The organism is Staphylococcus cohnii species complex 1663, from assembly GCF_041008415.1.
In the GTDB taxonomy this organism is placed as follows: Bacteria; Bacillota; Bacilli; order Staphylococcales; family Staphylococcaceae; genus Staphylococcus; species Staphylococcus ureilyticus.
The window spans coordinates 209,946-235,426 of the sequence record NZ_JBFDVL010000006.1; the positions used below are offsets into that span (position 1 = coordinate 209,946).

Genomic DNA, 25,481 nt, shown 5'->3' on the forward strand with positions numbered 1-25,481 from the left:
TATTGACACAGGAGGTCAAAAGTAATGTTAAGCAAAAAATTAGATGTCGCCAACTTACCCACACCTATTCATAAGTTAGAGCACTTAAGTCAACGTTTAGGCAAAGAAATTTATATTAAAAGAGATGATTATACTGGCACAGAAATATCAGGGAATAAAGTAAGAAAGTTAGAGTATACGATACAATATGTAATTGATCATGGATACGATACGATTATTACAACCGGTGCAATCACATCTAATCATGCTAGAGCAACAGCAGCACTATGTGCAAAGTATCAAATTGAATGTCATCTCGTACTAAAAGGCACCATGAAAGCTTTTGAAGGTAATTTATTTTTAGACGCTATGTTTGGCGCACATATACATGTGATCGCCGACAATCAGTCTAGAGAAATAGCGATGACTCAATTGAGACATACACTAGAAGGCAAAAATAAAACACCTTTTATGATACCAACGGGTGCATCAGATTGGATAGGCACGCATGGTTATATCAATGCCTTTGAAGAAATTTTAAGACAAGAAGCCGAATTAGGTTGTCACTTTGACTCTATTAATGTCGCCGTAGGTTCAGGTGGCACATATGCAGGTTTATGGTTTGGTAAGCACAGTAATAAACTTGATACTAAGATAATTGGCTATGCAGTCAATGAAAATGCAGCGACCTTTAAAAATAAAGTGCAAACAATCATTAATCATTTAGATGAAAGCATAGACACATTCGATACAATCACCATTAACGACTGTTATATTGGATTAGGTTATGCGCAAGCAACAGATGAAGAATTAGCATTTTATATTGACATTGCACAACTAGAAGGTATTGTATTAGACCCAACTTATACAGGGAAAGCTTTTAGAGGTATGGTTAAAGAAATTCAAGCAGGAAAATATGATGATCAACAAGCAATTTTGTTTATTCATACGGGTGGTTTACAAGGTTATACAGAAGAAACAAGAACACGTATTCAACAATTGCTGCCACATTTCGATAATAATTTATAATAAATTGAGATTGAGGATTATGATAACTTTTTGTAGTCTAAAGCAAATAAATTGCTAAAAAGACTGTATATAGTGCATAATATTAAACACTTTATAATTAAGGAGGGTGTTCTAAATGACGCAAACATTAACTTCTATGGATGAATATCATTCATTTATTAACAAATATCCGCTCGTAGTCGTTCACGTAATGAGAGAAAATTGTAGTGTTTGTCACGCGGTATTGCCACAAATTGAAGACTTGATGCGCGAATTTCCAGACATACCGTTAGGCGTGATTAATCAAAGTAATGTAGAAGCAATTGCTGGTGAATTATCAATATTTACTGTACCAGTTGATTTAATCTTTCTCAACGGTAAAGAAATGCATCGCCAAGGCAGATTTATTGATATGCAACAGTTAGAACACCAATTATCCATGATGCATGAAAGTTTAAAATCATAAGTGAAAGTGAAATAGATAAAAATTGTATATTATAAGTGCTTAGACATCCTGTTGTTAGTGTATTAACATAAAAGTAATACTAATAATAGGATGTTTCAATTTAAAAGGATTATATTTAAAAATAAATTGCCTAAAATAAAAAAGAGGTAAATTAAAACACAAGTATCATATATAATAAAAATAATGTATGATAAGATTAATCTATTGAATTGAGGAGGAGTATTTATGCGCATAGAAAGAATATGTCCGAATGAAGCTGAAGCGCTGTATACTTGCATGAAAAAGATTGATCAAGAGACACAATACATGCTTTATTTACCTGATGAAAGAAGTTTTAATAAAGATAGCCTGGTTGATGATATTAAACATAATTTTTATATTGGTGTTAAAACAGATGAAAATGATATTTTAGGATATTTATCTGTACATATTAGTAGGTTAGCTAAAATTAAACATATCGGTTACATCGTGACAGGCGTGTTAAATGAACAACATCATCAAGGATTAGCTACAAAGATGTTTCAAGAAACAATAAAGTGGGCAGAGCGGAAAGGGTTAAGAAGACTTGAATTAACGGTCATTACAACCAATACTCCGGCAGTAAAATTTTATGAAAAATTAGGCTTTAAAATTGAAGGTATTAAACATGAATCTATTTATATGGATCATCATTTTTATGATGAACTATATATGTCAATGATGATAAATCAATCATTTTCAATAGATTCAGCTATACTCGAACGTTAACTTAATATAAGTTATCAATACATATTAATATTTTGAGTGACCTATCTAATAATTGAGCTTAATCTTCTAGTCATAAATCAATCGTTTATTGGAGGTAGTATAAGATGCTAAAAAAAATATTAACCTTTGCAAGTGTTAGCGTGATAGCTTCATACTTATTTGCCAAGCTTATAGAAAAACGTAGTTATCAAAGCTTTTTGTATGAAATAATGATTAGAGCGACAAAGATGAAACAGCCATTTGAAAAGAAAATAAACGCACAAAAGGCGCTTGCGTCTGTAAAAGCACAAACGCAAGGCGAGTATGCAGGCACGGATTATAATTTTGACAATGCCGTTTATACTAAAAAATTGCACGATATAACCAATTATGTTGTGAATGATAGAGAAGATCATCAACAAAAAGTAGTGATATACATTCATGGTGGTGCATGGTTCCAAGATCCGCTGCCATATCATTTCGAATATATAGATATGTTGGCAACAGCATTTGACGCAAAAGTAATCATGCCAATATATCCAAAAATTCCACACGCAACTTATAAGGAAACTTTCGAATTACTAGAAGAAATTTATAGATATGAATTAGATCAAAAGATGAGTTCTGAGCGTATTGTTATTATGGGCGATTCGGCTGGAGGTCAAATAGCATTATCTTTCGCACAATATTTGAAAACGTTGGACTTACCACAGCCAAGTGATATTGTGATGATTTCACCTGTGCTAGATGGTACATTTAGTCATCCAGAAATTCATAGCTATGAAAAAATTGATCCTATGTTAGGTGTTGAAGGAAGCAAATATTTAATTAGCTTATGGGCTGACAAACTGTCATTAAAGGATTGGAGAGTATCGCCAATATATGGAACGTTCAATGGATTAGGAAGAATGACTATTTCAATAGGTACCAAAGAAACACTTTATCCAGATGCTGTTAAGCTATCGCGAATGTTAAATGCTCAAGGTATTCACCATAACTTTATCCCAGGATACCAACTATTTCATATTCATCCTATTTTCCCAATTCCTGAAAGAGCACAATTTATCAAAAAGTTAAAAAAGATTATAGACTAACATAATCACATATTAACACGGTAAACATTTTGGGTTGATATGATAAAACACCACGATGAGGTTTGAATTCATTGAATATATATTTAGAGGTTTTTCAACAATTTCATTCACATGTCTTTGATATATTATTTGTGGGAATAAGTACTGAAGTTTCCATTGGTAGTGTATGTTGAGCCATGTTATAACCATTATACATAAGTTACCTTGATAATTTAGTATAGTTAGTGTTTATTAAATTATCAAAGTGACTTGTTTTTAAGTGTTTTAATGTAAAATTACATATGGATGCGTTGTATTTTGGCGAGATGCTTGAGGGAACAGGATAAGTTGAAGACGACAGGCTGAAGCTGTCCCCATAAAAGAGCGAGCCAACAATACGAAGTATTGAGTAACAAAAAAGCACGCAGATGAATTGATTTAAATCATTTGCGTGTTTTTTTCTAGGATTTATGTACCAAATTCTATTATGTTTTTATAAGATTATATCAAAAGCGTAATGATGACCGATTTATAATCATGCTTATTTTGAGTTATTTAAATAAGTAGAGAAGAAATCTGTAAATAAATCAACAAATGTTAGATATACATCTTTTTCCACATGCTCATCTACTTGGTGTGCTTGGTTAACAGCACCGGGACCATACATAATAAATGAAAAGTTTTCATCTTTGTCTACCAGTAAATCAGACGCGTCGGTAACACCAGGTGAAGCTTCAGTTGGTAATGTAGTATTTAAATATTTTTCTCCCATTTCAACAGCAAGTTCAGTCAATTTATTTTCTCCTGTAGTATAAACAGGTGGTCTAGACATGTATGTGTCAATATCAATATCCGTTTGTTCAGTTTCGACTTGCTTTAAGATTTCATTGAAATATGAGATGAATTGTTCGTTATCATGCTCAGGGATTGTACGAATATTAAATTCAGATTCAGCATGTTCTGGAATTGAATTTACCTGGTTACCACCGTTGAAAATTGTGGCATTCATAATTGCATTGCCTAACAAATCATTGCTTTTAGTGAATTTTTCAAAGCCCTCATCAGCTTTATAAACAAATTTTACTAATGGTGAAATTGCATTGAAACCTAGCTGTGGCATGGAACTATGTGAAGCTTTGCCACGGGAAGTGACACGAATGTCCATAGAGCCTTTGTGTGCATAGATAATTCGATCTTGAGAAGGCTCAGCAATCACAAGTGCATCGACATCATTCATGTATCCTTTATCTTGAAAAGTTTTTGCACCTTCACCTACAATTTCTTCACCAGCAGTTGCCAATAAACGAATTTTCCCATGTTGTAATAAGTTTTGATCATGAATATCTATCATACTGATGACTAATGCTGCTAAACCTGATTTCATATCAGCTGAACCACGACCATACAGTTTGCCATCAACTTCAGTAAGTTTGAATGGATCATATGTCCATTTACTTTCATCACCAGCAGAAACAACATCCATATGACCAGAAATGCCCAATATTGGGCCATCTTTACCGATTTCAGCCACTAAGTTTGCACGACTGTCGTTAATTTTAATGATGTCGGAATTTATGTCATGTTCTGCTAATAACTTTTGCAGATATTCACAAACTTCGATTTCATTGTTATTAACGGATTTAATGCTAATCAAGTCTTCTAAGATTTGAATTTTCTCTTGATCAGTAAACTTACTCATAATAAAAACCCCATTTCAGATATAATAAGAAAACTAACACCATAATTATATCTGAAAATTCAGACTGTTTGAAATTAAACCCCTCCGTAAAAAAGCATAATAATGAGAATTTGAACAAATTGTCAAAAATAAGTTACAAAAATTAAACATGGTTTTTAGATGCGTCATTATCTAAAGACCATGCTTTTATCGTTTTATATTGGTTGATTGTTGGTTGACCTATGTGTTTAGATTGCAAATGTTTAGGGGTAGAACGATTTTCTTGTGTAGATGAAGTAGATGGTTCGGAAGATTTTGTGGTGTTGTTAGTCTCATCTACATTTTCAATATGTCTCGTATTATCTGTATCAAGTACTGCACCACGCATATCATTGCCTTGGAAACTGCCTACTAAAATCATGATTAAATAACCACAAGTTATAAGCGCAACAATAATGAGATAGAGTGAAACAGTTAACTTTACAGGTTTGCTCATGTCCATCCTCCTAGAATATCTTTAATTCCTTTCACCCTTAAGATAACATTCGAATTTTAATAATGTGTAAATTTCAAGTAAATATTATATTTCGTATTTTTAACTTTAATTAGTAATTGATGAAAAATTTTTATATTATTTTTTGCTTAAAATTTTTAACTGAAGAAAAAGCATTATCGTTGATATGAAAGTATTTAATATAATCTTTAATATAATTTTACATTAAATGTAAATGTGTATTTACATTCAATTAACAGTTAATTTATAGACTTTATATAAAATCAACAACTACGTGGTAGCATGTCATTATTGAAAGGTATAATGATTAGATTATAAATTTAAGATCATTTTTGTAATGTTTTTTTGCTAAATTAATGATTTTAGCATGTAATTAATAAATACGCTGATGAAAAGAGGGACAGAGTTTGCTACTAATCATAATTTGTGTAGGCGTTATTCTATGGTTAGGAATTGTCGAGAAACGAAGACATTCTGACAGATTAGAAAAGATTCCTATACGTATTAATATAAATGGTATTAGAGGTAAATCAACGATTACACGCTTGATTTACAGTATTTTGCGGGAAGATAAATACCGCGTGATTGGTAAAACAACTGGTACAGATGCACGTATGATGTACTGGTTTACACCAAGAGAATATCCAGTATATAGGAAACCTCAGGGTGCAAATATCGGCGAACAACGAGATATCGTCAGAAAAGTTGTGAAACAAAGAGCTAACGCATTAGTCAATGAGTGTATGGCAGTTAATCCAGACTATCAAATTACATTCCAAAAAGATTTAGTGAAAGCGAACATTGGTGTCATTGTTAATGTGATGGAAGACCATATGGATGTGTTAGGGCCAACTTTAGACGAAGTTGCTCAAGCATTTACAGCAACCATTCCATATAAAGGACATCTCGTGGTAATGAAGGATGACTATACTAAATTTTTTGCTAAAGTAGCTAAACGGCGTAAAACAAAATTAATTGTAGTCGATAAAGAAGAAGTACCAGAATCATATTTACGAGAATTTGGATATATTGTCTTTCCGGATAATGTAGCAATTGCAATGGGAGTTGCTGAAGCATTAGGCATCGACAGAGACACTGCCTTAAGAGGTATGTTAAACGCACCACCAGATGTAGGCGCTGTTGAAGTTAAATACTTTAATGCAAACAATACAACGAATGTTTATGTGAATGCCTTTGCAGCAAATGAGCCACAATCTACTAAAGCAATTTTAAATAAAGTAGAATCATATAATTACCCATATCAAAGAATTGTTATAATCTTAAATTGTCGCTCAGATAGGGTAGATAGAACCCGACAATTTGTAGAAAATTTCATAAAAGATGTACCGTTCGATACATTAATTTGTACTGGAAAAAGTACCCAAATGGTATCGGAAGTGATGAGAGAATTACCCGATAAAAAATATTTGAATTTTGAAGGTAAAAATATAAGTGAAGTTGAACGTGCGCTTTATGCAGAATCACATAATGCTTTGATATTCTGTGTTGGTAATATTCATGGACCAGGAAAAGAAATCGCACAATATATAGAAGGGATACATTAATATGATAGGTTCAGAGTTATATTTTTCATTATTCGTGGGGATTGTTTTAAGCCTCATATTTGCCGAGAAATTCGGCATTAGTCCTGCTGGATTAGTTGTTCCAGGATATCTAGCGCTGATTTTCGATCAACCAATCATGCTGCTATCTGTACTAATCATTAGTTGCATTACATATTTTATTGTGAACCATGGTATTAGCCGCTTTGTTATTCTTTATGGGCGTAGGAAATTTGCTGCAATGATATTAACTGGAATGGTTTTAAAATTTATATTTGATTTAATTTATCCATTAACGCCATTTGAGATGGTAGAAATGTCCGGTATTGGTGTTGTAATACCAGGTATCATCGCAAATACTATACAAAAACAAGGTGTCGTAATAACTTTATCTACGTGTATGTTATTAACATGTATTACATACATTGTCTTATTCTTTTATAGCTTTATTAATTAGTAAGGAGCAGATATATGAAGCAATCTAAACGATTTTCTATCGATGAGCGTGTTTTGAAGTGGACAAAGCGCCATAAAAGAAGGAATTCCATATATACCGGCTTGATATTAATTATAGCGATCATTTTGTTAGTATTTGTATTAAAGCAACAGGATTTTGAACCTGTTAAAGCTATGAATAAAGGAAAAGATGAAATTAAGCTAACATATCTAGGTAATGTGGAATTAAACAATCATACAAGAAAAAACAATATTAATGATACTTTTAGTGCTGTCGAAAACATGTTGAAAGATAGTGATTATTCTACAGCAAGCTTGAATTTAACCAAGTTTTCAGATGATAGAAAAACAAATATTAATAAAAATTTAGAAAATGTAATGTTTTTAAAAAGCTTAAATATTAAAAGTTTAAATATTATAAATCAAGTTACTGATAACATTACAGCAAGAGATTTTAGTAAAGCTGTTGAGGCACAAAATGGATATAATTTTTTAACTGGTAATGGTTCTAATCCTATCAACAGTAAAACAGTACAACAAACAGTAAAAGGTAAAAAAGTAGCTAATGTTTCCTTTACAGACGTTGAGTCTGATTACACAGATCCTTTAAAAAACACTACATCCATTAGCTTGGAACCTAATATTTATGTTCCATTAATAAAAAAATTGAAAGAAAAAAATGATTATGTAGTCGTTAATGTGGACTGGGGTATAACCGATGAAAGGTCAGTAACAACAAGGCAAAAACAGTATGCACACTCACTCGTAGATGCAGGTGCTGATGTCATCGTCGGACATAACACAGTTGTTCAGGAAATTGAAAATTATAAAGATGCCAGCATTTTTTATAGTTTAGGTAATGTAACTTCAGAAGGTTTTTTATCAAAAAATAAACAAGGTTTAGCTGTACAACAGAATTGGAACGGGAAAAATTCTAAATTCATGATTACGCCTATCAAATCAGTAGGCGGTAAATTGACTAAATCTACACCTAACAAAATTGAAGAAACAAAATTATTAAATAATATTAAAGGTGACAATATAAATCTTAAAAAAGAGAATGGAGGTTATACGTATGAACATTAAAGATCATTGGGTAAGTATTACAATAATTGCAGTTGTGTTGATAATATTCTTACTAATTGTATTCGCTAGAGCGAACGAAGGTTTAGACCGTTATGAACAAAATGAACTTAAATCTTCACACCATCAATATTTATCTAAAGGAGCTTAGCTATGAGTATTTATAATAAAAAAACGCTCATCGTAATATTACTCCTTACTATTATCATATCCTTTGCATTTTATATGATTACAAAAAAGGATAATTATGATAAAGATGATTTATATGAAAATAAAATTGCGGATCATCAACAAGACATATCGGATAAAAATTACGGTGTAGCTTCAAATAATCCGATTGCTACACGTGTTGGAGAAAAAATATTGAAAGATGGTGGTAACGCAGTTGACGCGTCAATCGGAGTGTCATATGCCCTTGCTGTCACTGAACCACACTCTTCTGGCCTAGGCGGTGGAGGTGCGATGCTGGCTTACGATGGTCAAGAAAATGTTGCACCAAAACAATGGCAGTATAAAGATATTTCTTCTTTTAATTACAAGCAAAAAGATAAAATTGGTGTTCCAGGTTTCGTTCGAGGTCTTGAAGACGCTCATAAAGAGGCAGGAAAAATGGATAGAAAGAAAATCATGAACTATGTTATTCCTTTAGCTGAAGAAGGCTTTGAAGTCGATTCAGAATTAGAAAGAAGTTTGAAACTATATGGTTCAGATGTAGATAGAGATTCACCTTTCTTTGAAGGAGAGCAAACCAAAAGAGAAGGTGATGTCATTAAGCAACCAGCTTTAGCTAAAACATTAAAAGGTATTAGAGATAACGGTCCTAATTATTTCTATGATAAAGTTGGTAAAAGTATCACTAAGCAAACGGATGACAAACTAACCGAAAAAGATTTCCAAAGTTATAAAACAGAGAAAAAAGAGCCAGTAAGTACAGACTATTTAAATAATAAAGTTTATGCTGCATCTAATCCTTTAGGAGGATCACTGATGCTACAAGGTTTAGAAATTGATGAAGCTACTAATAATCAAGCAGCTCAAGGTGATCGTTTGGATTATATCACTGGTATTTTAAAATCTAGAGACTTGATGTACCGAAATAGGGATATTGTAAATGGACAAGATGAAGACTATGATGAATATCTTTCTCAAGATTACCTATTAGGTAGATTAAATGAAATTAATTTTGAAAGTAATTTCAATACAAATAACATCGATAATACGAGCACAACACACTTTGTGGTTGTTGATAAAGATGGACAGTTGACAAGTACAACGAATACGTTAGCAAGCTTCTTTGGTTCAGGGGAATATGTAAAAGAAGGATTCTATATGAATAATTCATTAAGTAACTTCTCTTCTAATCCATCTAGTCCAAATTATGGTGCTAAACATAAGCAACCACGCTCATTTACTTCACCGAGCATCGTAGTTGGACCTGATTATTACATGGGTATAGGAACGCCAGGTGGTAACAAAATTCCGACTACGCTCAATGAGGTTATTATTGATTACTTACGTAGCGATGGCACACTACAAGAATCTATTGATAAACCACGTTTTTATAACGATGGAGGAAAAATCTTTTACGAAAATGCCACAGATAAGCAAGATATAGACATTTTCAAAAGCTTAGGATTTGAAATTGAAGAAAAACGTAATGACCCTAACTTTGGTAGTGTACAAGCTGCACTATATAATAAAAATGATAAAACAGTAGAAATCGGTCATGATGTGGGTAACAGGTAGATTTTTTTAAAAAATGTATAAAAAAAGTCCAAGGCATCAAATGATGTCTTGGACTTTTTTATTGAGTTTTAATTTCTATCATTCATGTACTGTGCTTATTTGAGAAATTATTATATAACGTACGCGCAAAGATAATAACTACAACAATTGCACCTATGTAACCTACAAATGGGTATATAATGGAAACTAATTCTCCAAAAGGTAAAGTACCACAAATAATAAAAATAACACCTAACACAACTGTAACAGGCACGCTAAGTTTTGCTGGAAAAATTTTCATAAATTCATTTTTAACTAACCAATACATTGGTGCAGTTGTAGAATAAATGCCTAATAAAATACATACTGAAAATATAAATGCTATCAATGGCGCAATCGTATTACCTAAATAAAGTACAGGAACCTCTAATTCAAATACATGATCAGAATGCACTAATAGTGCAATAATCATTACAACCACAGTTAACATCAACACAGAGCCACCAACAATACCTGTAATGCCTGCTTCTTTTCTACTATTAGATTGTTGACCAAGCTGTGAAAAGAAAATACTTCCTGCTAAGATGTTATAACAGAAAAATAAACCGCCAGCTTGCCACCAATGTGTTGTTGGTTGTAAATTTTTAGCGCTTTCTGGTAAATAGAGCATATTAGATAAATTACCGATATTTGAGAAAAAGACAATTAGACAAATACCTATTGTCAAGATGACGATAATCGGACCTACAGTACCAATAATATCAACCAATTTTTTTAAACCTAAAATCACTGTAATCATTGCAATAATGCCCATACCTAGTACACCAACTAGATTGGGAAGATGGAATTGCTCTGCAACTACAGCTCCTGTACCAGCAATCATGATGACAACAATGCTAAAAATAAAAATAATTGTAAAGTATTCAATCATTGTTCCCAGGATATTGCCACAATAATACTTAAATATTCTGCCAGGTTGTTTTAATTGAAGATCAAATCCCTTCATCATTAAAGTTGAACCAAGTAAACAGAACAATAATGCGCTAACTAAAGCTCCGAATATACCATATATGCCAAAGGAAGCAAAAAATTGCATCACTTCTTGTCCTGTTGCAAAACCAGATCCTATGAGATAAGCGATGTAAGCACCGCTAAGTTTTATAATATTTGTGAGTTTAATTTGTTGTTGCATCATTGATTCCCCCAATTTTACCAACCTTGACCAGCAATGTCGTAATTATCTAATTTTCCAGATGCTAAATCTTCAATTGCAGATTCTAAGACATTTAATGCCGTATCAAGTTGGTTATACGTTATGACTAATGGAGGTTGGAAACGGAGTACATTTCCAGCTACTGCAATAATCACAACGCCATTATCAAAACAGCGATTACAAACTTTTAATGCCGCTTCCGCATCACGTGTTTTACTATCTTTATCAGCAACGATATCAATACCTATCGACAATCCTTTGCCTCTGACGTCCCCAACTGCTTCGAATCGTTCGATCCACGTATCCATGCGTTTGCGTACATATTCACCTTTTTCTGTACTCGCTTGAAGTAAATGCTCATCCTCAATCATACCAATTGTAGCCAAGGCCGCTTCACAGCTTACTGGGTTAGCTCCTGTTGTAAACAAATGTGCTGGCGCTTCTAATGTGTCCATGATTTCAGCACGTCCTATAATTGCAGACATAGGTAGTCCACCTGCTAATGATTTTCCAAAGGTAATCAAATCCGGTTCAATATGATAATGTGAAACTGAACTCCATTCGCCAGTTCGACCAAGACCTTGTTGGATATCATCCACTGCTAATAAAATGCCATGTGTCTTGCATAAATCTTGTAAAGCTTCAAAGTAGCCATCTATTGGCTCTAATAATCCCCCGTCACCTTGTATTGTTTCAATAACGATACAAGCTACTTCATCAGCAGGTACATACTTTTCAAACATTTCTTTAAGTGGCGCGAGGTATTCATCAACGGTGTTAGCGTTTGGACTACCAAACATGCCTCTGTAGCTATCAGGGAATGGAATATGATAAAAGCCTGGCAACATTGGACCATATTTTTTTCTCATGTTTAGACTTATTGCGGACATCGATAATGACCCATAAGTAGATCCGTGGTAAGCATTCACGAAACTGATGATATAAGGTCTTCCTGTATATGCTCTTGCAAGTTTTACGATACCGTCATTTGCATCTGAACCAGAAAGTCCGAAAAGAACACGTTTTTCGTAGTTTCCTGGTGCGATTTCACAGAGTTTCTTAGCAAGTTTAACTAAAGGCTCATGATACATATAAGCAGGCGTATAGTGTATGAATTTATCTACTTGTGATTTAATAGCATCTGACACTGGTTGGGGTGCATGCCCTACATTTTGTGAGCTAGCACTAGCAAGTAAATCGATATATGTATTGCCGTCCATATCAACAAGCGTTGCACCATAACCATGAGAAATAGCTAATGGATAATATTTTATTCGTCCTGGTTTAGCAAAATACTGACTATCTTCATTGATTAATTGAGTGGCTTTTTCCATTCTGTCCATAAATATCATTCCTCCCATGTATTACTCAATATAAATTGGTTTAAAAGTTATACAAATTCAATTCGCACCTTTAACTTCATATCCCGTTTTTTAAAGAGTGAGGTGTTATTAAATATGTTTTATATAATTTCATTAATATTCTTAAATATAATGAAATGGTGATACGTATGAATATACTAAGAAAATTCGGAATTGTAAATATATTCTGAAAATTTAAAGTTGAATAACACTTAAAATTTGTAATATGACACATATAATCTTGCGTAATGCGTTGTATGAAGACAAAATATGCATTTATTAAAATTTTATAGAAATGATGTATTGATAATTGAGCAAAACATAGGGAAGATGAAATATATAAAACGATGAAATGGATAGTTAGGTTTTGAGAAGTTTTTCATTTATAATATAAATGATATGAGCGATACAATTCGATGTAATTGATAATTGTTTTCAATTATAGTATCTTGAGTCTACACTAATGTTATAGCATAGTTATGTTTACTTGCATTAATAATATTTATCGTTATATGTAAAGAGGGAGTTTTAGATGAACAATAGTAAGATAGAAGTTAAAGATTTAATAAATATAGGACTCTTTACGGCTATATATTTTATTTTTATAGCACCTCCTGGCATTTTAGGTATTATACCTATATTCATGTTATTGCTTCCTGCAATGGTTGGTTTAGTAGGTGGCATACCTATTATATTACTAATATCAAAAGTTCAAAAATTTGGTGCATTGACAATATGCGGAACGATTGTAAGTCTTATTTTAGCTATTATGGGACATCCATGGATTGCGTTGGTATTTAGTATTCCTGTGATATTACTAGCTGATGGCTTAATGGCTATGAAACGTTATAAAAGTTGGAAACACAATTGTTTAGGGTACATTCTCTTTTCCTTTTGGCCCATTGGTACATTTATACCATTTTACTTTATGAGAAATTCATATTTATCCTTTATTCAAGATAAATACGGTATTGAATATGAGCAAACGGTCGCCACTTTATTTTCTGTAGAAATGATACCAGTTATTATTATTACTACAATCATTGGTGCATGGATCGGCGTTTATATAGCAAAATTAATTTTAAAAAAACATTTCAAACGTACAGGTATGATTTAACATGTATAGTCAAACGATCCCACAAAGCCACTTACTAAATTTAGATCCTAGAATTAAAATTGCGCTTATCTTGATGATATCACTCGTTGCATTAACAGGCGGCGTTACAGGTGTTGAAGTGTATTTAAGGGCAGTAATCATACTTGTGCCAGCATTATTATTATTATGTATTAAAAAATATACTATAGGGCTAGTCATCTTGATATTAACTGTGATGGCGTGGTATGGAGAAGCGTTTGTAACGATTGATGGTAACCAAGTTGCTACATTGTTAATTTTTGTACCGGCAGGCATCATAACACGTTTTTTACCATCCCTCGCAATGGGCTATTATATATTTAAAACCACACAAATTGAAGTGCTAATAACAGGTTTAGAACGAATGAAATTGTCTAGAAAAATCACGATTCCAATTGCCGTTATGTTTAGGTTTTTACCGACAATTAGAGAAGAATCGGCTGCTATAAAGGATGCTATGAAGATGAGAGGTATATCTTTGAAAATTGCTTTTATACATCCAATACAATATGTTGAATATCGAGTTGTTCCATTACTAAACAGTGTTGTGAAAATTGGTAACGAATTAACTATTGCTTCAATTACACGTGGGTTGAATTTAACGCATAGACGTACATCAATCATTTCGCTTAAAATACGTTGGTTAGATTGGTTGTTGTTAGTGTTAATACTGTTCCTTTGTATCATTTATTATGTAATGTGAGGGTAGGATATGATTCAATTTAAAGACGTATCTTTTAAATACGATGAAAGCAAAAGTAAAATATTAAATAATATTAACCTTACTATTGATGATGGTGAGGTTATTTGTTTAACAGGAACTTCAGGTTGTGGAAAAACAACTTTAACAAGATTGCTAAATGGTATTATTCCTAATTTTTATAAAGGACAGATAGAAGGTCAAATTTTAATAAATCATAAAGATGCACAGCAACAAGATGTTTATGAGTTAACACAGCAAAGTGGTTCAGTTTTCCAAAATCCAAGATCACAATTTTTTTGTTTGAATACGACAAGTGAACTGGCATTTGAACTTGAAAATTATGGTGTATCAGCTAGTCGGATTATGACACGAATCAAAGAAACCGCTGAACAGTTTAATTTTAAACACCTTTTAGATAGGGATATATTTAATTTGTCTGGCGGTGAAAAGCAATTGCTAGCTTGCAGTGCTATTCAAGTATATGGTCACGAATTGATTATTTTGGACGAGCCATCGTCAAATTTAGATTTTAATACAATGTTAAAGTTACAACAAATGATCGAAACTTGGAAAGATGAAGGTAAAACAATTATTATTGCTGAACATCGATTACACTATTTAACTAAAATAGCTGACCGTTTTATGATAATGGATGACGGAAAAATAAGTGCAATTTATGAAAATGAACAATTTAATAAGTTATCAAATAAACAATTAGCAAAGCTAGGATTAAGAGCTATTCATTTAGAACAATTGCAAGTAAAAACTAAAGTGAATAATAAAATGGGTTACTTAAGTTTACAAAATTACTATTTTAGATATAAAAGAAGGCAAAAATTAGCTTTAGATATAGATGATATCAGTATCAGTAAGGGAAAAGTGACAGCGATTATTGGCCATAATGGTTCAGGTAAATCAACATTTGCGCGCTGTTTAACTGGAGTCGAGAAAAAATTTAAAGGGACTATTAATACTGGAGAAAAGTGGGTAACACCACAACAAAGTCTTGCAGAAGCTTATTTGGTATTTCAAGATGTTAACAATCAATTATTTGCTGAAAGTGTGGAAGAAGAACTGAGGTTAAGTAATCCAACTTTAAATGATGAGACAATTAAGCGGTGTTTGCAAAACTATAGTATTTCTGAACATCTAGACAGACATCCTTTGTCACTATCTGGAGGTGAGAAGCAGCGTTTAGCTATTGCTAGTGCAGTAGAAACGAAAAGGGATATATTGATTTTTGATGAACCTTCTAGCGGTTTAGATGGTCACCATATGCGGGAAATGAGTACAATTATTAACCAATTGGCAAATGAAGGACACACAGTATTAGTTATAACTCATGATTATGAAATGTTACTCGCTTGTGCAGATGAAGTGCTTCATTTAGAAAAAGGAAAAGTAAAAAAGCAATATGAAATTAACAACGATACAATTGAATATTTACAATCATTTTTTAATATCATTTGAAAAATACAAGATGTAAATAATTAAACGAGATAGATATTATTGATATCTATCTCGTTTGTCATGTTTTTAATGTATTTTTGATAAATCAAGAATTAATCGGAAACATGATATATTTTATTTCTGATTTTGTAACTGTAATAGTTAGTAAATTATGATAACTATGCATCGTTAACTTAGAAAGTGGAGTATTAGCCTTGTTGATTTGTTCGAGAATTTTGGAATCAATAGCGCTTAAGTCCAGGTTATTTGGGATCAAATGTGAAATGATACCATGATTTTCGTTAAGCACTCGTGTGTAAACTGGAAAATCAGTGATGTAATTATGAACAATATTTGCAATTAGGTCAGATGTTGGTGTTGAATAGTTTAAACTATTAAATAATAGCATGTGAAAATGATGTTTAGATTTACCAATTAAACCATAAGGGAATTTAGCAATATGCAAATTTAAAAAAGGTTTTAATAAACTGAAAACGTGAACGATTGGCATGGTACTACAATTATGATTAATCAGCATAAATTGTTCATCATCTTCAGAAAAATATGGAAATGCAAAGCCACCAATTAATGTTTGAAAATCAATTAGCAAATGCATCAGTAAGATATGTGGCGAAATGGACATATCTTTATAATAATGTTTTAAATTGGAATGTGTGAGATTATTAAAAACCACTTTTTTGGCAATAGTTGGATGTAATTGGTTTAAAAATAACATAATGGTCTGATGGGTATCAAAAGCATTATCAGCGTTGAACCAGTTTCTTGATATAATGTTTTTTAGTAAATACCAATCTGTATCAATGAAATAAAAATCAGCATTTAATGAACTAATATTTTTTTGAAATCTTGAAAAGTTTCCACTGTTTTCCAAGATATGTCCAACATTAACCGCACATTTTATAGTGGGGAACTGTTGTTTAAAGTTATCAATTAATCTTTGGTCATTTTTAAATGTTTTATGGTTTGTTTCAATAAGTAAACTAACATTTGAAATATGTTCATTAAGCAGCGTTAATGAAGTCAATAGTTTTATAATTTGGTAATCAATTGATTGTGAAAAGGATGGATTATCAACTTTCAAAGTTATTTCAAAACCTTTGATAAGCAATTGTTTGATTGCTGCAAATACATTGTGATGGTCTAATTTGTTTAAATCATCGAAATTAGTGTGAAGTAAAATTAAATTTGGTTTTGAAATTAGCGATAGCATATTAATTGAAAAAGTAGATTGATTAAATGAGATTAACTTATGTAAATCATTAAACGTGATAAAAGTACGTGTCATATTAAATTTCTGAGTATACTTCAGTTTATTCAAGACGATTTGATTAGACGAAATATGTTGATTATGAGAAAAATTATATAATTTGTTGATAGGCTTGCTTAAGTTGGGAGTGCTTAACGAAACTTGGTATAGTGAATTTAAATCATTTTTTCTGAATTGATGAATATAGAATTTTGGCGGCATCTTTATATAGAATTTGAAATTTTTAGAATATGTACTAACATTAGTGAAACTATATTTTAATGCGACATCGTAAATGCTTTGTTCTTTCTCTAATAAATCAAATAAAGATAATGCAATTTTAAGAGAACTTGTATATTGTTTGAAGTTCATATTTAATATTTTGGAAAATAAAATAGATATATATGATTGTGATATATAAAAAGCATTAGATACTTGTTTTGTAGTTAAAGGTTCATTGATGTGTTTATGTATGTATTGAGTCAAACGTTGAACCAGAGGGTGTTTAGTATACAAAATAGGTAGATATTGATCGTCTAAATCAACTTTTGCTTCTTTAAGTAAAAACTCAATAATATTAGATATATAAAGATGCATACATTTTCTATTTTGAATATGATTCTGTAATTTTTGCAAAACTAAGTTTCGAAATTGCTCTATATATTTAATTTGTTTGATATCAAACAAAGCATTAGCGATGGATTTATCTTTTTCTATAAATAAAGGTAATGGAATCTTAAGTTCTATTAAATTATCAATATCGATATATTGATAAAGGTCTGCATTATTGATTATACAAGCGTGATCAATAGTTATCATCGATCCATTTAAATTTATTTTACATGATTTATTTATAGGAATTAAAATAATAATTTCATTTATGCATCTTGCCAACTCAGTCATATAATGATTTTTTATTGATAGAGAGCTTATCACAAAGATCACCTTTACTTTATTTTGTTACACTCACAATTAAATGATTAACGTTATTGTACAACTGACACAGACAAAATAGTTAGGTTACAAATAAAGTTTGTTAAAATGATATTAAGAATTAATAATTCGTATTTTGGATATGAGTATAGATAGAAAAATCACTATTTTGGAAAATAAAATGCCTTTTGAAGTAATAAAATGATAGGTTTCTATTTAATTTACTCGAAAATGAAAAAATCTCAATATTAATGATAGCGCTTGCATTTATTATGGTGAATATATATAATGAATCTAGCTGACATGAATAAGTCGAAGCAAATAACTTAAACGTTTAAGGTGAGTGGCATGGAAAAAAATAAACCTACACTTCATGATGTAGCAAAAGTTGCTGGGGTATCAATTGCGACCGTTTCCAATGTATTGAATAACAAAAGTACTGAATTAGGTAAAAAGACGAGGCAGAAAGTATTAGATGCAATTGATAAATTGCATTATGAACCGAATCAATTTGCAAGAAGTTTAAAAACAGGGCAGTCTAATTTAATTGTTTTTATTGTACCTGATCAAAATCCTTTTTTTACTGAGATACTGACAGAATTAAACAACGAATGTCAAAAACATCAATTGCATGTAGCTGTTGTGTCGTCTGAGGAAAACGAGTTAAGACAACAAGCGTTAATAGAAACATTTATCGCGCAAAATGTAAGCGCTATTATATTAGTTCCAGTGAAGTCTAAATTAAAATTTAAGAAAGAGTGGAGCCAAACACCTATCTTGACTATAGATAGGAAAGTAGATGGTACATATTTACCTTCTATAAGCGTGGATAACAAGAAAGCAGCGTTTGATGCAACTCAGAGAATTATTGATAGTACCTGTAAAAATATAGGGTTACTGTTAGCGAATCCTGATATAAGCACTACGTCAGAACGGAAATCTGGATATGAACAAGCGTTGAAAAAAAATAATATTAAGTTAGATGAGCAACTCATTTATTATAGCAATCAGCAATTGGGTACGGATGCACAAATTGACAGTGGGTATCATGCGACTAAATCATTAATTAACAAACAGGTTCAAGCTGTTGTGGCAACTAATCATTTATTGCTATTAGGTGCTTTACAAGCAATAAAAGAAAGTGGCAAAAAAATTTCTCAAGATATGATTATCATTGGTTTTGATGATAGTTACTGGAATGAAATTTATACTCCAAAATTATCTGTCATTTCACAACCTACAAAAGAGATAGGTCGTGTCGCAGGCGAAATGATCAATCATCTAATTCAAGGGGAAAATGTCTCTTCGATTGAACTAAATACAAAACTAATCATACGTGAATCTTGTTCATTTATAAAAGATAAGTCATTATGATAAAAACTAAAATGTATTCCAAGTCTGATACTTGTTGATTGTTGTTATGATTATATACATTGGAGTAGATATTGTATTATGAATTGTTTAAACAAGACGGGTTTTTGAAATCATTTGATTTTAATCCCGTTAACTTAATCGCTAAAACTTAAACGTTTAAGTTTATTTTAGTTATATTTTTAAATAAGGGGGAAATATTTTGAATAACATTACAATTTCTAAAGATAGTCCAAAAACATGGATGGGAATCCCGAAAATTATTTTTATTGCACTTATAGCTATATTTATTTTTATGACAGGAGATGGGATCGAACAGGCATTTTTATCAAAAAATATTGTTGATATCGGTTTTTCTAGTGGTCAAGCTTCCTTAGTGTTTACTGTATATGGCGTGATGGTAGTTGTGGGTTCTTGGTTAGCGGCTGTTTTATCTGATGTTTACGGTCCTAGGAAAATAATGGCTTTAGGAACAATAATATGGTTAATTTTCCACGTGCTTTTTTTAGTGTTTGGAATAGGAATGGAAAATTTGCCTATGATGTTAGTGTTATATGGTATTAGAGGATTAGGTTATCCTTTGTTTTTGTATGGTTTCTTAGTATGGGTAACCTATATCACTGATAAAGCAAGATTAGCCACAGCAATTGGTTGGTTTTGGGCAATGTTCTCAGTTGGAATGGGGGTAATTGGTACTTATTTACCTAGTTTCACTATTCCATTTATAGGTTTTAATGGAACACTATGGATGTCATTAATATGGATTTTTATAGGAGGTTTAATTGCATTTATCGTTGTAGGAAAACGGGATGTAAAGCCGAATATAACGCTTTCGGTTAAACAAAGATATACTAAAGTATTAAAAGATATCGGCGTAGTTTATAAGAATCCAGAAATTATTAAAGTCTTTATCGTACGCATCATTAATCAATTATCTTTGTTTGGGCTAGTTATTATCTTTCCAGTATTATTCACGGAAACTATTGGATTTTCAATGCAACAATGGTTATGGACATGGGGAACAATGCATGTGACGTGTATCGTTGGTGATGTAGTTTGGGGTATTATTGCTGATAAAATTGGTTGGAAACGTCAAGTGATGTTATTTGGTTGTATCGGTTGTGGCATCACGACATTATTATTTTATTATTTACCAATACTTAGTGGTGATGTGTTTGCAATTGCAATTTTATGTGCAGTATTATTCGGTATTACACAATCAGCATTTGTACCTATTTTTGCAATTTTTACAGCTTTAGAGCCTGATCATATTGGTGCTACACTTTCTTCACATAATCTTGCTGCTGGATTGAGTAATTTTATTGCACCATTAATTGCCACGCTTATATTACCGTTATTCAACGAAGTTGGCGTCGTATGGGCTTTTGCTATTTGTTATTTCGTAGGTGCAGCAATCACTTATTATATTAAAGTTCATCAACCAGGCATTGGGGACGATAAAGTTGAAGCATTAAATGCACAAATTGAAAATTATTAAGAAAGGAAGATGTAAATTGGAACAGGTTGTACTTGGTATAGACATAGGTACGAGTTCAGTGAAAATTATTGCTGTGAATAAAAGCGGTCATGTTATTGAACAATCAAGTATTCCTTTGAAATTGAGTCAGCCATATATTGGCTACAGTGAACAAGATCCTGAATCATGGGTGGAGGCAGTAAAAGAAGGTATAAAAAAGTTAATAAATACAGAAACAATGACAAATAAACGTATTAACGCCCTTTCGTTTTCTGGACAAATGCATGGTTTAGTACCACTGGATAAAACATACCAACCTATTAGAAATGCAATACTATGGAATGACACTAGAACTACTAAACAATGCGAGGAATTAGAAAACAAATTTGGGAAGACACTTTTAAATAATCCTATACTTGAAGGTTTTACATTACCTAAACTTTTATGGATGAAACAGAACGAACCAAATTATTGGCAACAATTAGAAGTGTTTTTGTTACCTAAAGATTATGTACGCTATCGACTAACAGGTCATATTGCTATGGAATATAGTGATGCAGCAGGTACGCTTCTTTTCAATCCAAAAACAAATGACTGGGAAAAAGAAATTGGGGACAAGTTGGAACTTGGTGATATATACCCACCGTTAGTACAGTCGCATAGTTATGTAGGTAATGTTACAGAAATAGTTAAAAAAGAACTAAACATTAAAGAAGATATTGCTGTTTTTGCTGGTGGTGCAGATAATGCATGTGGCGCTTTAGGTTCAGGTGTTATTAATGAAGGTCAAACGTTATGTAGTATAGGAACTTCAGGTGTGATTTTATCGTGTACTACAAATAATCAAGTAGATTATGGACATAACATTCACTTCTTTAAACATGCCATGCCTAATATGTCGTATGCAATGGGTGTCACATTAAGTGCAGGTCATAGTTTAAATTGGCTCAAAGAAAAGCTTTTTAAAGCATATTCATTTGATGAAATCTTGAATTTTGCTGAGAAATCTACTATTGGAGCAAATGGTTTGTTGTTTTCACCATACATTCAAGGTGAGCGAACACCACATGGTGATGCATATATTAGAGGAAGTTTCATTGGGATAAATAGTAATACAGAAGAAGCGGATTTTGCACGAGCTACAGTGGAAGGCATTACTTATTCACTATATGAATCCATTGTATATATGAGAGAAAACGGTAGGCATATTGATGAAATTATTTCGATTGGTGGTGGCGCTAGAAGTAGTTTTTGGTTACAAATGCAAGCAGATATTTTCAATACTCAGGTCACTGCATTGAAATATGAAGAAGGTCCAGGTGTAGGAGCAGCCATGTTAGCTGCATATGGATTAGGTTGGTTTAATACAATGCAAGCATGTGCTGAAACATTTATAGCGCTAGGAGAGACATATAAACCAAATATAGAAAATCATAAAAAATATAAACAGTATTTTGAAATTTATAAGAATATATACGCTCAGACCAAAACGATAACAGAAAACTTATTAAATATTAATTAACTATTAGGAGGAATTTAAAATGAATAATAATATTCCAGAAACTATGAACATTTCATTATTAAATAAACCATTTGAGATGGAACTTAAAGAAGTAGACGTTCCTAAATTAGGACCTACAGATGTTTTAGTAAAAGTGATGGCGGTAGGTGTTTGTGGATCGGATGTTCATTATTATGAACACGGTCGTGTAGGGGAATTTGTTGTTGAAAAACCATTGATTTTAGGACATGAATGTTCAGGAATCGTTGCTGATATCGGCTCAAAAGTAACACATTTTACACCCGGGGATAGAGTTGCCATTGAACCTGGAGTTCCCTGTGGAGAGTGCGAATACTGTAAAGCTGGTAAATATAACTTATGTCCTGATGTTAAGTTTTTAGCTACGCCTCCTATTGATGGTGCATTTAGTCAATATATAAGTCATCCTGAGGGATTTTTATTCCATATTCCTGATGCACTATCATATGAAGAAGCAACATTAAATGAACCATTTTCAGTTGGCGTACAAGCATGTAAACGTGCAAACGTTCAGCCAGGTTCCACAGTAGTAATAATGGGTATGGGCCCAGTTGGTTTGATGGCTGTTGTAGCAGCAAAAGCTTTTGGTGCTACAAGAATTATAGTGTCAGATCTTGAACAAATAAGATTGGATGAGGCATTAGAACTTGGTGCAACACATGTTATAAATATTAAAGAAGAAGATGTTATTACCCGTATCAATGAAATAACAAATCATAACGGTGTAGATTATGCTTTTGAAACTGCAGGTAATCCAACAGCCTTACAAAATGCACTAGCGGTCTTGAACAATGGCGGAATTTTAGCAATAGTTGGCTTGCCACAACAAGAAAATATTGAGTTAAATATACCTTTTATCGCTAACCATGAAATTAATGTCGTAGGTATCTTTAGATATGCCAATACTTATCCAATGGGCCTTGAGATGTTATCTTCAACTGCAGCTAATTTAAATACAATGTTTACCGATTCATATGATTTGGAAGATGCACAAGAGGCAATGGAAAGAGCAAGAACCAATAAAAGCGGATCATTAAAAGTTATGGTTTATCCTAATGGGAAATTAAAGTAATAGTATTATAAGAAGATCTAAAATCACTGCCTGAAAGTGATTTTAGATCTCTTTTCAAATGAGCAACTTTAGCACATTTGTTGAGAATGCAGTGCGATACCATTAGTGTTAATGGGTGCATAAAGTTTAATTCTGGGAATGGAATATAACTATGATGATAGATGGCAATAAAAGCCTAGAGATATAGCACGAAACATTCTCTTAGAATATTATATATCTTAAAATGTATTGTTACAATATAAAATTCAAAAAATTTAAAATAAATAAATGATATGCGTTATAAATAAAAAATAGGTGCTTATTTGTAGTGATATAAAATTAAGCTTTGAATTAATTGAAGAGCAATGATAATTACTTATTTTTTTGATAAAGTTCAAATGCTTTGTACAGAAATATTAGGGAAGATACAATTAAAAATAAAGTGAATAATCCGTTAAAAATAGGATTGCTGAAAAATTGGAAAATAGTAACTGAACTTAATGATTCTAAAAATACTGAACCGGTTGTTTTTATTTGTAAGAAGTCAAAAGAAAGTAAAATCAAAGTAATCATCAACATGTAACCTACGGCGATAAAAAAGAGGTTTAGTAAATCTAATAGAAACATCCTTCTCATAACAACCAGCCTCCCTTCTTACTGTTCTATAACCGATTTGTAGTATAATAAAGCTATATTTAAAGAAATTTACAAAAAATTAATAAACGATAGAGTGAATATCTTTTCAATTGTCCTTATCAATTTACATAAAAATAAAAATGATAATAAACTGTTTGACTTTGTTGAAATGTGATAAAGAATAAGTAAATGTGTGTTTTGAATAGGAGGTTTAAAATGTATAAAGCAATTATTTTTGATGTTTATGGAACACTTTTTGACATGTCCTCTTTAAAAAAAGGTATGACGCAATTTGATGATGAACAAGCAACATCAATTTCAAAGCTGTGGAGAAAAACGCAATTAAATCACATGTTTTTAAAACAAATTATGCAAAGATATATTTCCTTTGATGAGTTAACGAAAGAAGCTTTACGTTATACAATGGATGAACACAAAATACAATATGATCGTGAAGATATAAACAGGTTGTTTGATGCTTTTTTAAATTTAGAGTATTTTTACGAAGTACCTAAAATACTCGCGCAACTTAATAATATGGATATCGATGTTGGTATACTATCCAATGGAAATGATAACATGCTTAGACCATTGATTGATAATTCTGAGTTAGGGGAAAATATTAATACAGTTATGAGCGTTAATGAAATTAAACAATATAAACCCAGCCCTGCAAGTTATGCATTGATTTTGAAATATCATCATCTGAAAAGAGAAGAGATATTATTTGTTTCTTCTAATTCTTGGGACGTAACAGGAGCAACCAATTTCGGTTTTGATACAGCTTGGGTGAATAGACAAAATGGACATTTTGATTATAATGGACAAAATCCTACAATAACAGTTAACAATTTAAATGAATTAATTAATTGGTTAGAGATGAATAAATAAACATTTAAGATTGTCCAGAGAGTATTTACAGTCATTAAAAGTGAAAAATCATCATAGTAATTTGAATGAAAAAAATGGATGTTAGTTTTGAATGTTTATACAATTTACTCTAGTCAAATATATGATGGTAAAATTGAAAATGTTAAATACAAAATGGCTAATCCACTTCGTGAACTGCACTTCG

23 protein-coding genes and 1 pseudogene are annotated in these 25,481 nt (G+C 31.7%); 17 read left to right on the forward strand and 7 right to left on the reverse strand.

The window, feature by feature from the left end; all coding sequences use genetic code 11:
- The first annotated feature begins 24 nt into the window (after positions 1-24).
- From AB1J10_RS09440 to AB1J10_RS09455, 4 genes are all read left to right on the forward strand, one after another.
- The gene (locus AB1J10_RS09440) at positions 25-1,008 is read left to right on the forward strand and encodes a D-cysteine desulfhydrase family protein (RefSeq protein WP_107365442.1); all 984 of its coding nucleotides are present in this window, start codon (positions 25-27) and stop codon (positions 1,006-1,008) included.
- A gap of 115 nt (positions 1,009-1,123) precedes the next feature.
- The gene (locus AB1J10_RS09445) at positions 1,124-1,453 is read left to right on the forward strand and encodes a thioredoxin family protein (protein WP_073344240.1); all 330 of its coding nucleotides are present in this window, start codon (positions 1,124-1,126) and stop codon (positions 1,451-1,453) included.
- A gap of 225 nt (positions 1,454-1,678) precedes the next feature.
- Complete coding sequence (locus AB1J10_RS09450; protein ID WP_046206756.1) at positions 1,679-2,200, forward strand: GNAT family N-acetyltransferase; 522 nt, start codon at positions 1,679-1,681, stop codon at positions 2,198-2,200.
- Positions 2,201-2,304: 104 nt separating this feature from the next.
- Positions 2,305-3,273: an alpha/beta hydrolase fold domain-containing protein gene (locus AB1J10_RS09455; RefSeq protein ID WP_107365443.1), complete on the forward strand. Its 969-nt coding sequence runs from the start codon at positions 2,305-2,307 to the stop codon at positions 3,271-3,273.
- Positions 3,274-3,283: 10 nt separating this feature from the next.
- Here the strand turns inward: AB1J10_RS09455 and AB1J10_RS12640 are convergent.
- From AB1J10_RS12640 to AB1J10_RS09465, 3 genes and pseudogenes are all read right to left on the reverse strand, one after another.
- Positions 3,284-3,469, reverse strand: a pseudogene (locus AB1J10_RS12640) (IS5/IS1182 family transposase); the annotation flags it as partial.
- Between the two features lie 324 nt (positions 3,470-3,793).
- Positions 3,794-4,951, reverse strand: a complete 1,158-nt coding sequence (locus AB1J10_RS09460) for an ArgE/DapE family deacylase (protein WP_064209257.1) — start codon at positions 4,949-4,951, stop codon at positions 3,794-3,796.
- A gap of 142 nt (positions 4,952-5,093) precedes the next feature.
- Positions 5,094-5,426, reverse strand: a complete 333-nt coding sequence (locus AB1J10_RS09465) for a hypothetical protein (protein WP_107365444.1) — start codon at positions 5,424-5,426, stop codon at positions 5,094-5,096.
- A 425-nt stretch (positions 5,427-5,851) separates the two neighbouring features.
- Here AB1J10_RS09465 and pgsB point away from each other — a divergent pair, with 425 nt between their 5' ends.
- From pgsB to AB1J10_RS09490, 5 genes are read left to right on the forward strand one after another with little or no spacing between them, the layout of a single operon-like run.
- Complete coding sequence (gene pgsB, locus AB1J10_RS09470; protein ID WP_046206760.1) at positions 5,852-7,009, forward strand: poly-gamma-glutamate synthase PgsB; 1,158 nt, start codon at positions 5,852-5,854, stop codon at positions 7,007-7,009.
- A 1-nt stretch (position 7,010) separates the two neighbouring features.
- Positions 7,011-7,463 carry a poly-gamma-glutamate biosynthesis protein PgsC gene (pgsC, locus tag AB1J10_RS09475; protein WP_046206761.1) on the forward strand — a complete coding sequence of 151 codons (453 nt, stop codon included), beginning with the start codon at positions 7,011-7,013 and terminating at the stop codon, positions 7,461-7,463.
- Positions 7,464-7,477: 14 nt separating this feature from the next.
- Positions 7,478-8,548 carry a CapA family protein gene (locus AB1J10_RS09480; RefSeq protein WP_064209259.1) on the forward strand — a complete coding sequence of 357 codons (1,071 nt, stop codon included), beginning with the start codon at positions 7,478-7,480 and terminating at the stop codon, positions 8,546-8,548.
- Entirely contained in the window at positions 8,538-8,696 is a 159-nt protein-coding gene (locus AB1J10_RS09485; RefSeq protein ID WP_019470031.1) for a hypothetical protein, read from the forward strand. The genes AB1J10_RS09480 and AB1J10_RS09485 overlap by 11 nt, the downstream gene beginning before the upstream one ends.
- A gap of 2 nt (positions 8,697-8,698) precedes the next feature.
- Positions 8,699-10,291: a gamma-glutamyltransferase gene (locus AB1J10_RS09490; RefSeq protein ID WP_107365445.1), complete on the forward strand. Its 1,593-nt coding sequence runs from the start codon at positions 8,699-8,701 to the stop codon at positions 10,289-10,291.
- Positions 10,292-10,373: 82 nt separating this feature from the next.
- On the opposite strand, the gene AB1J10_RS09495 is transcribed toward AB1J10_RS09490, so the two are convergent.
- Positions 10,374-11,465: a YkvI family membrane protein gene (locus AB1J10_RS09495; RefSeq protein ID WP_225309904.1), complete on the reverse strand. Its 1,092-nt coding sequence runs from the start codon at positions 11,463-11,465 to the stop codon at positions 10,374-10,376.
- A gap of 14 nt (positions 11,466-11,479) precedes the next feature.
- Positions 11,480-12,817 carry an aspartate aminotransferase family protein gene (locus AB1J10_RS09500; protein WP_064209400.1) on the reverse strand — a complete coding sequence of 446 codons (1,338 nt, stop codon included), beginning with the start codon at positions 12,815-12,817 and terminating at the stop codon, positions 11,480-11,482.
- A 559-nt stretch (positions 12,818-13,376) separates the two neighbouring features.
- On the opposite strand from AB1J10_RS09500, the gene AB1J10_RS09505 reads away from it, so the two are divergent.
- Genes AB1J10_RS09505 through AB1J10_RS09515 form a run of 3 tightly spaced genes read left to right on the forward strand, consistent with a single transcriptional unit; the run spans position 13,377 to position 16,152 of the window.
- Positions 13,377-13,961 (forward strand): MptD family putative ECF transporter S component, encoded by a 585-nt coding sequence (locus AB1J10_RS09505; protein ID WP_046206765.1) that lies wholly within the window; start codon positions 13,377-13,379, stop codon positions 13,959-13,961.
- A 1-nt stretch (position 13,962) separates the two neighbouring features.
- The gene (locus AB1J10_RS09510; RefSeq protein ID WP_046206766.1) at positions 13,963-14,682 is read left to right on the forward strand and encodes an energy-coupling factor transporter transmembrane component T; all 720 of its coding nucleotides are present in this window, start codon (positions 13,963-13,965) and stop codon (positions 14,680-14,682) included.
- Between the two features lie 9 nt (positions 14,683-14,691).
- Positions 14,692-16,152, forward strand: coding sequence for an ABC transporter ATP-binding protein (locus AB1J10_RS09515; RefSeq protein WP_107365446.1), 1,461 nt, complete (start codon positions 14,692-14,694; stop codon positions 16,150-16,152).
- Between the two features lie 85 nt (positions 16,153-16,237).
- Here AB1J10_RS09515 and AB1J10_RS09520 read toward each other — a convergent pair whose 3' ends face one another.
- Complete coding sequence (locus tag AB1J10_RS09520) at positions 16,238-18,217, reverse strand: helix-turn-helix domain-containing protein (RefSeq protein WP_369003105.1); 1,980 nt, start codon at positions 18,215-18,217, stop codon at positions 16,238-16,240.
- Between the two features lie 462 nt (positions 18,218-18,679).
- On the opposite strand from AB1J10_RS09520, the gene AB1J10_RS09525 reads away from it, so the two are divergent.
- The 4 genes from AB1J10_RS09525 (at position 18,680) to AB1J10_RS09540 (ending at position 23,791) form a co-directional block, all read left to right on the forward strand.
- Positions 18,680-19,705: a LacI family DNA-binding transcriptional regulator gene (locus AB1J10_RS09525; protein WP_019470039.1), complete on the forward strand. Its 1,026-nt coding sequence runs from the start codon at positions 18,680-18,682 to the stop codon at positions 19,703-19,705.
- A gap of 199 nt (positions 19,706-19,904) precedes the next feature.
- Entirely contained in the window at positions 19,905-21,200 is a 1,296-nt protein-coding gene (locus AB1J10_RS09530) for an MFS transporter (protein ID WP_226857780.1), read from the forward strand.
- A 16-nt stretch (positions 21,201-21,216) separates the two neighbouring features.
- Positions 21,217-22,701 (forward strand): xylulokinase, encoded by a 1,485-nt coding sequence (xylB, locus tag AB1J10_RS09535; protein WP_107365806.1) that lies wholly within the window; start codon positions 21,217-21,219, stop codon positions 22,699-22,701.
- 19 nt (positions 22,702-22,720) lie between these two features.
- Positions 22,721-23,791, forward strand: coding sequence for an NAD(P)-dependent alcohol dehydrogenase (locus tag AB1J10_RS09540; RefSeq protein WP_107365808.1), 1,071 nt, complete (start codon positions 22,721-22,723; stop codon positions 23,789-23,791).
- 351 nt (positions 23,792-24,142) lie between these two features.
- Here AB1J10_RS09540 and AB1J10_RS09545 read toward each other — a convergent pair whose 3' ends face one another.
- Positions 24,143-24,406, reverse strand: a complete 264-nt coding sequence (locus AB1J10_RS09545; RefSeq protein ID WP_019470044.1) for a hypothetical protein — start codon at positions 24,404-24,406, stop codon at positions 24,143-24,145.
- A 216-nt stretch (positions 24,407-24,622) separates the two neighbouring features.
- Here AB1J10_RS09545 and AB1J10_RS09550 point away from each other — a divergent pair, with 216 nt between their 5' ends.
- Positions 24,623-25,297, forward strand: a complete 675-nt coding sequence (locus tag AB1J10_RS09550; RefSeq protein ID WP_040029769.1) for a haloacid dehalogenase type II — start codon at positions 24,623-24,625, stop codon at positions 25,295-25,297.
- The last annotated feature ends 184 nt before the right edge of the window (positions 25,298-25,481 follow it).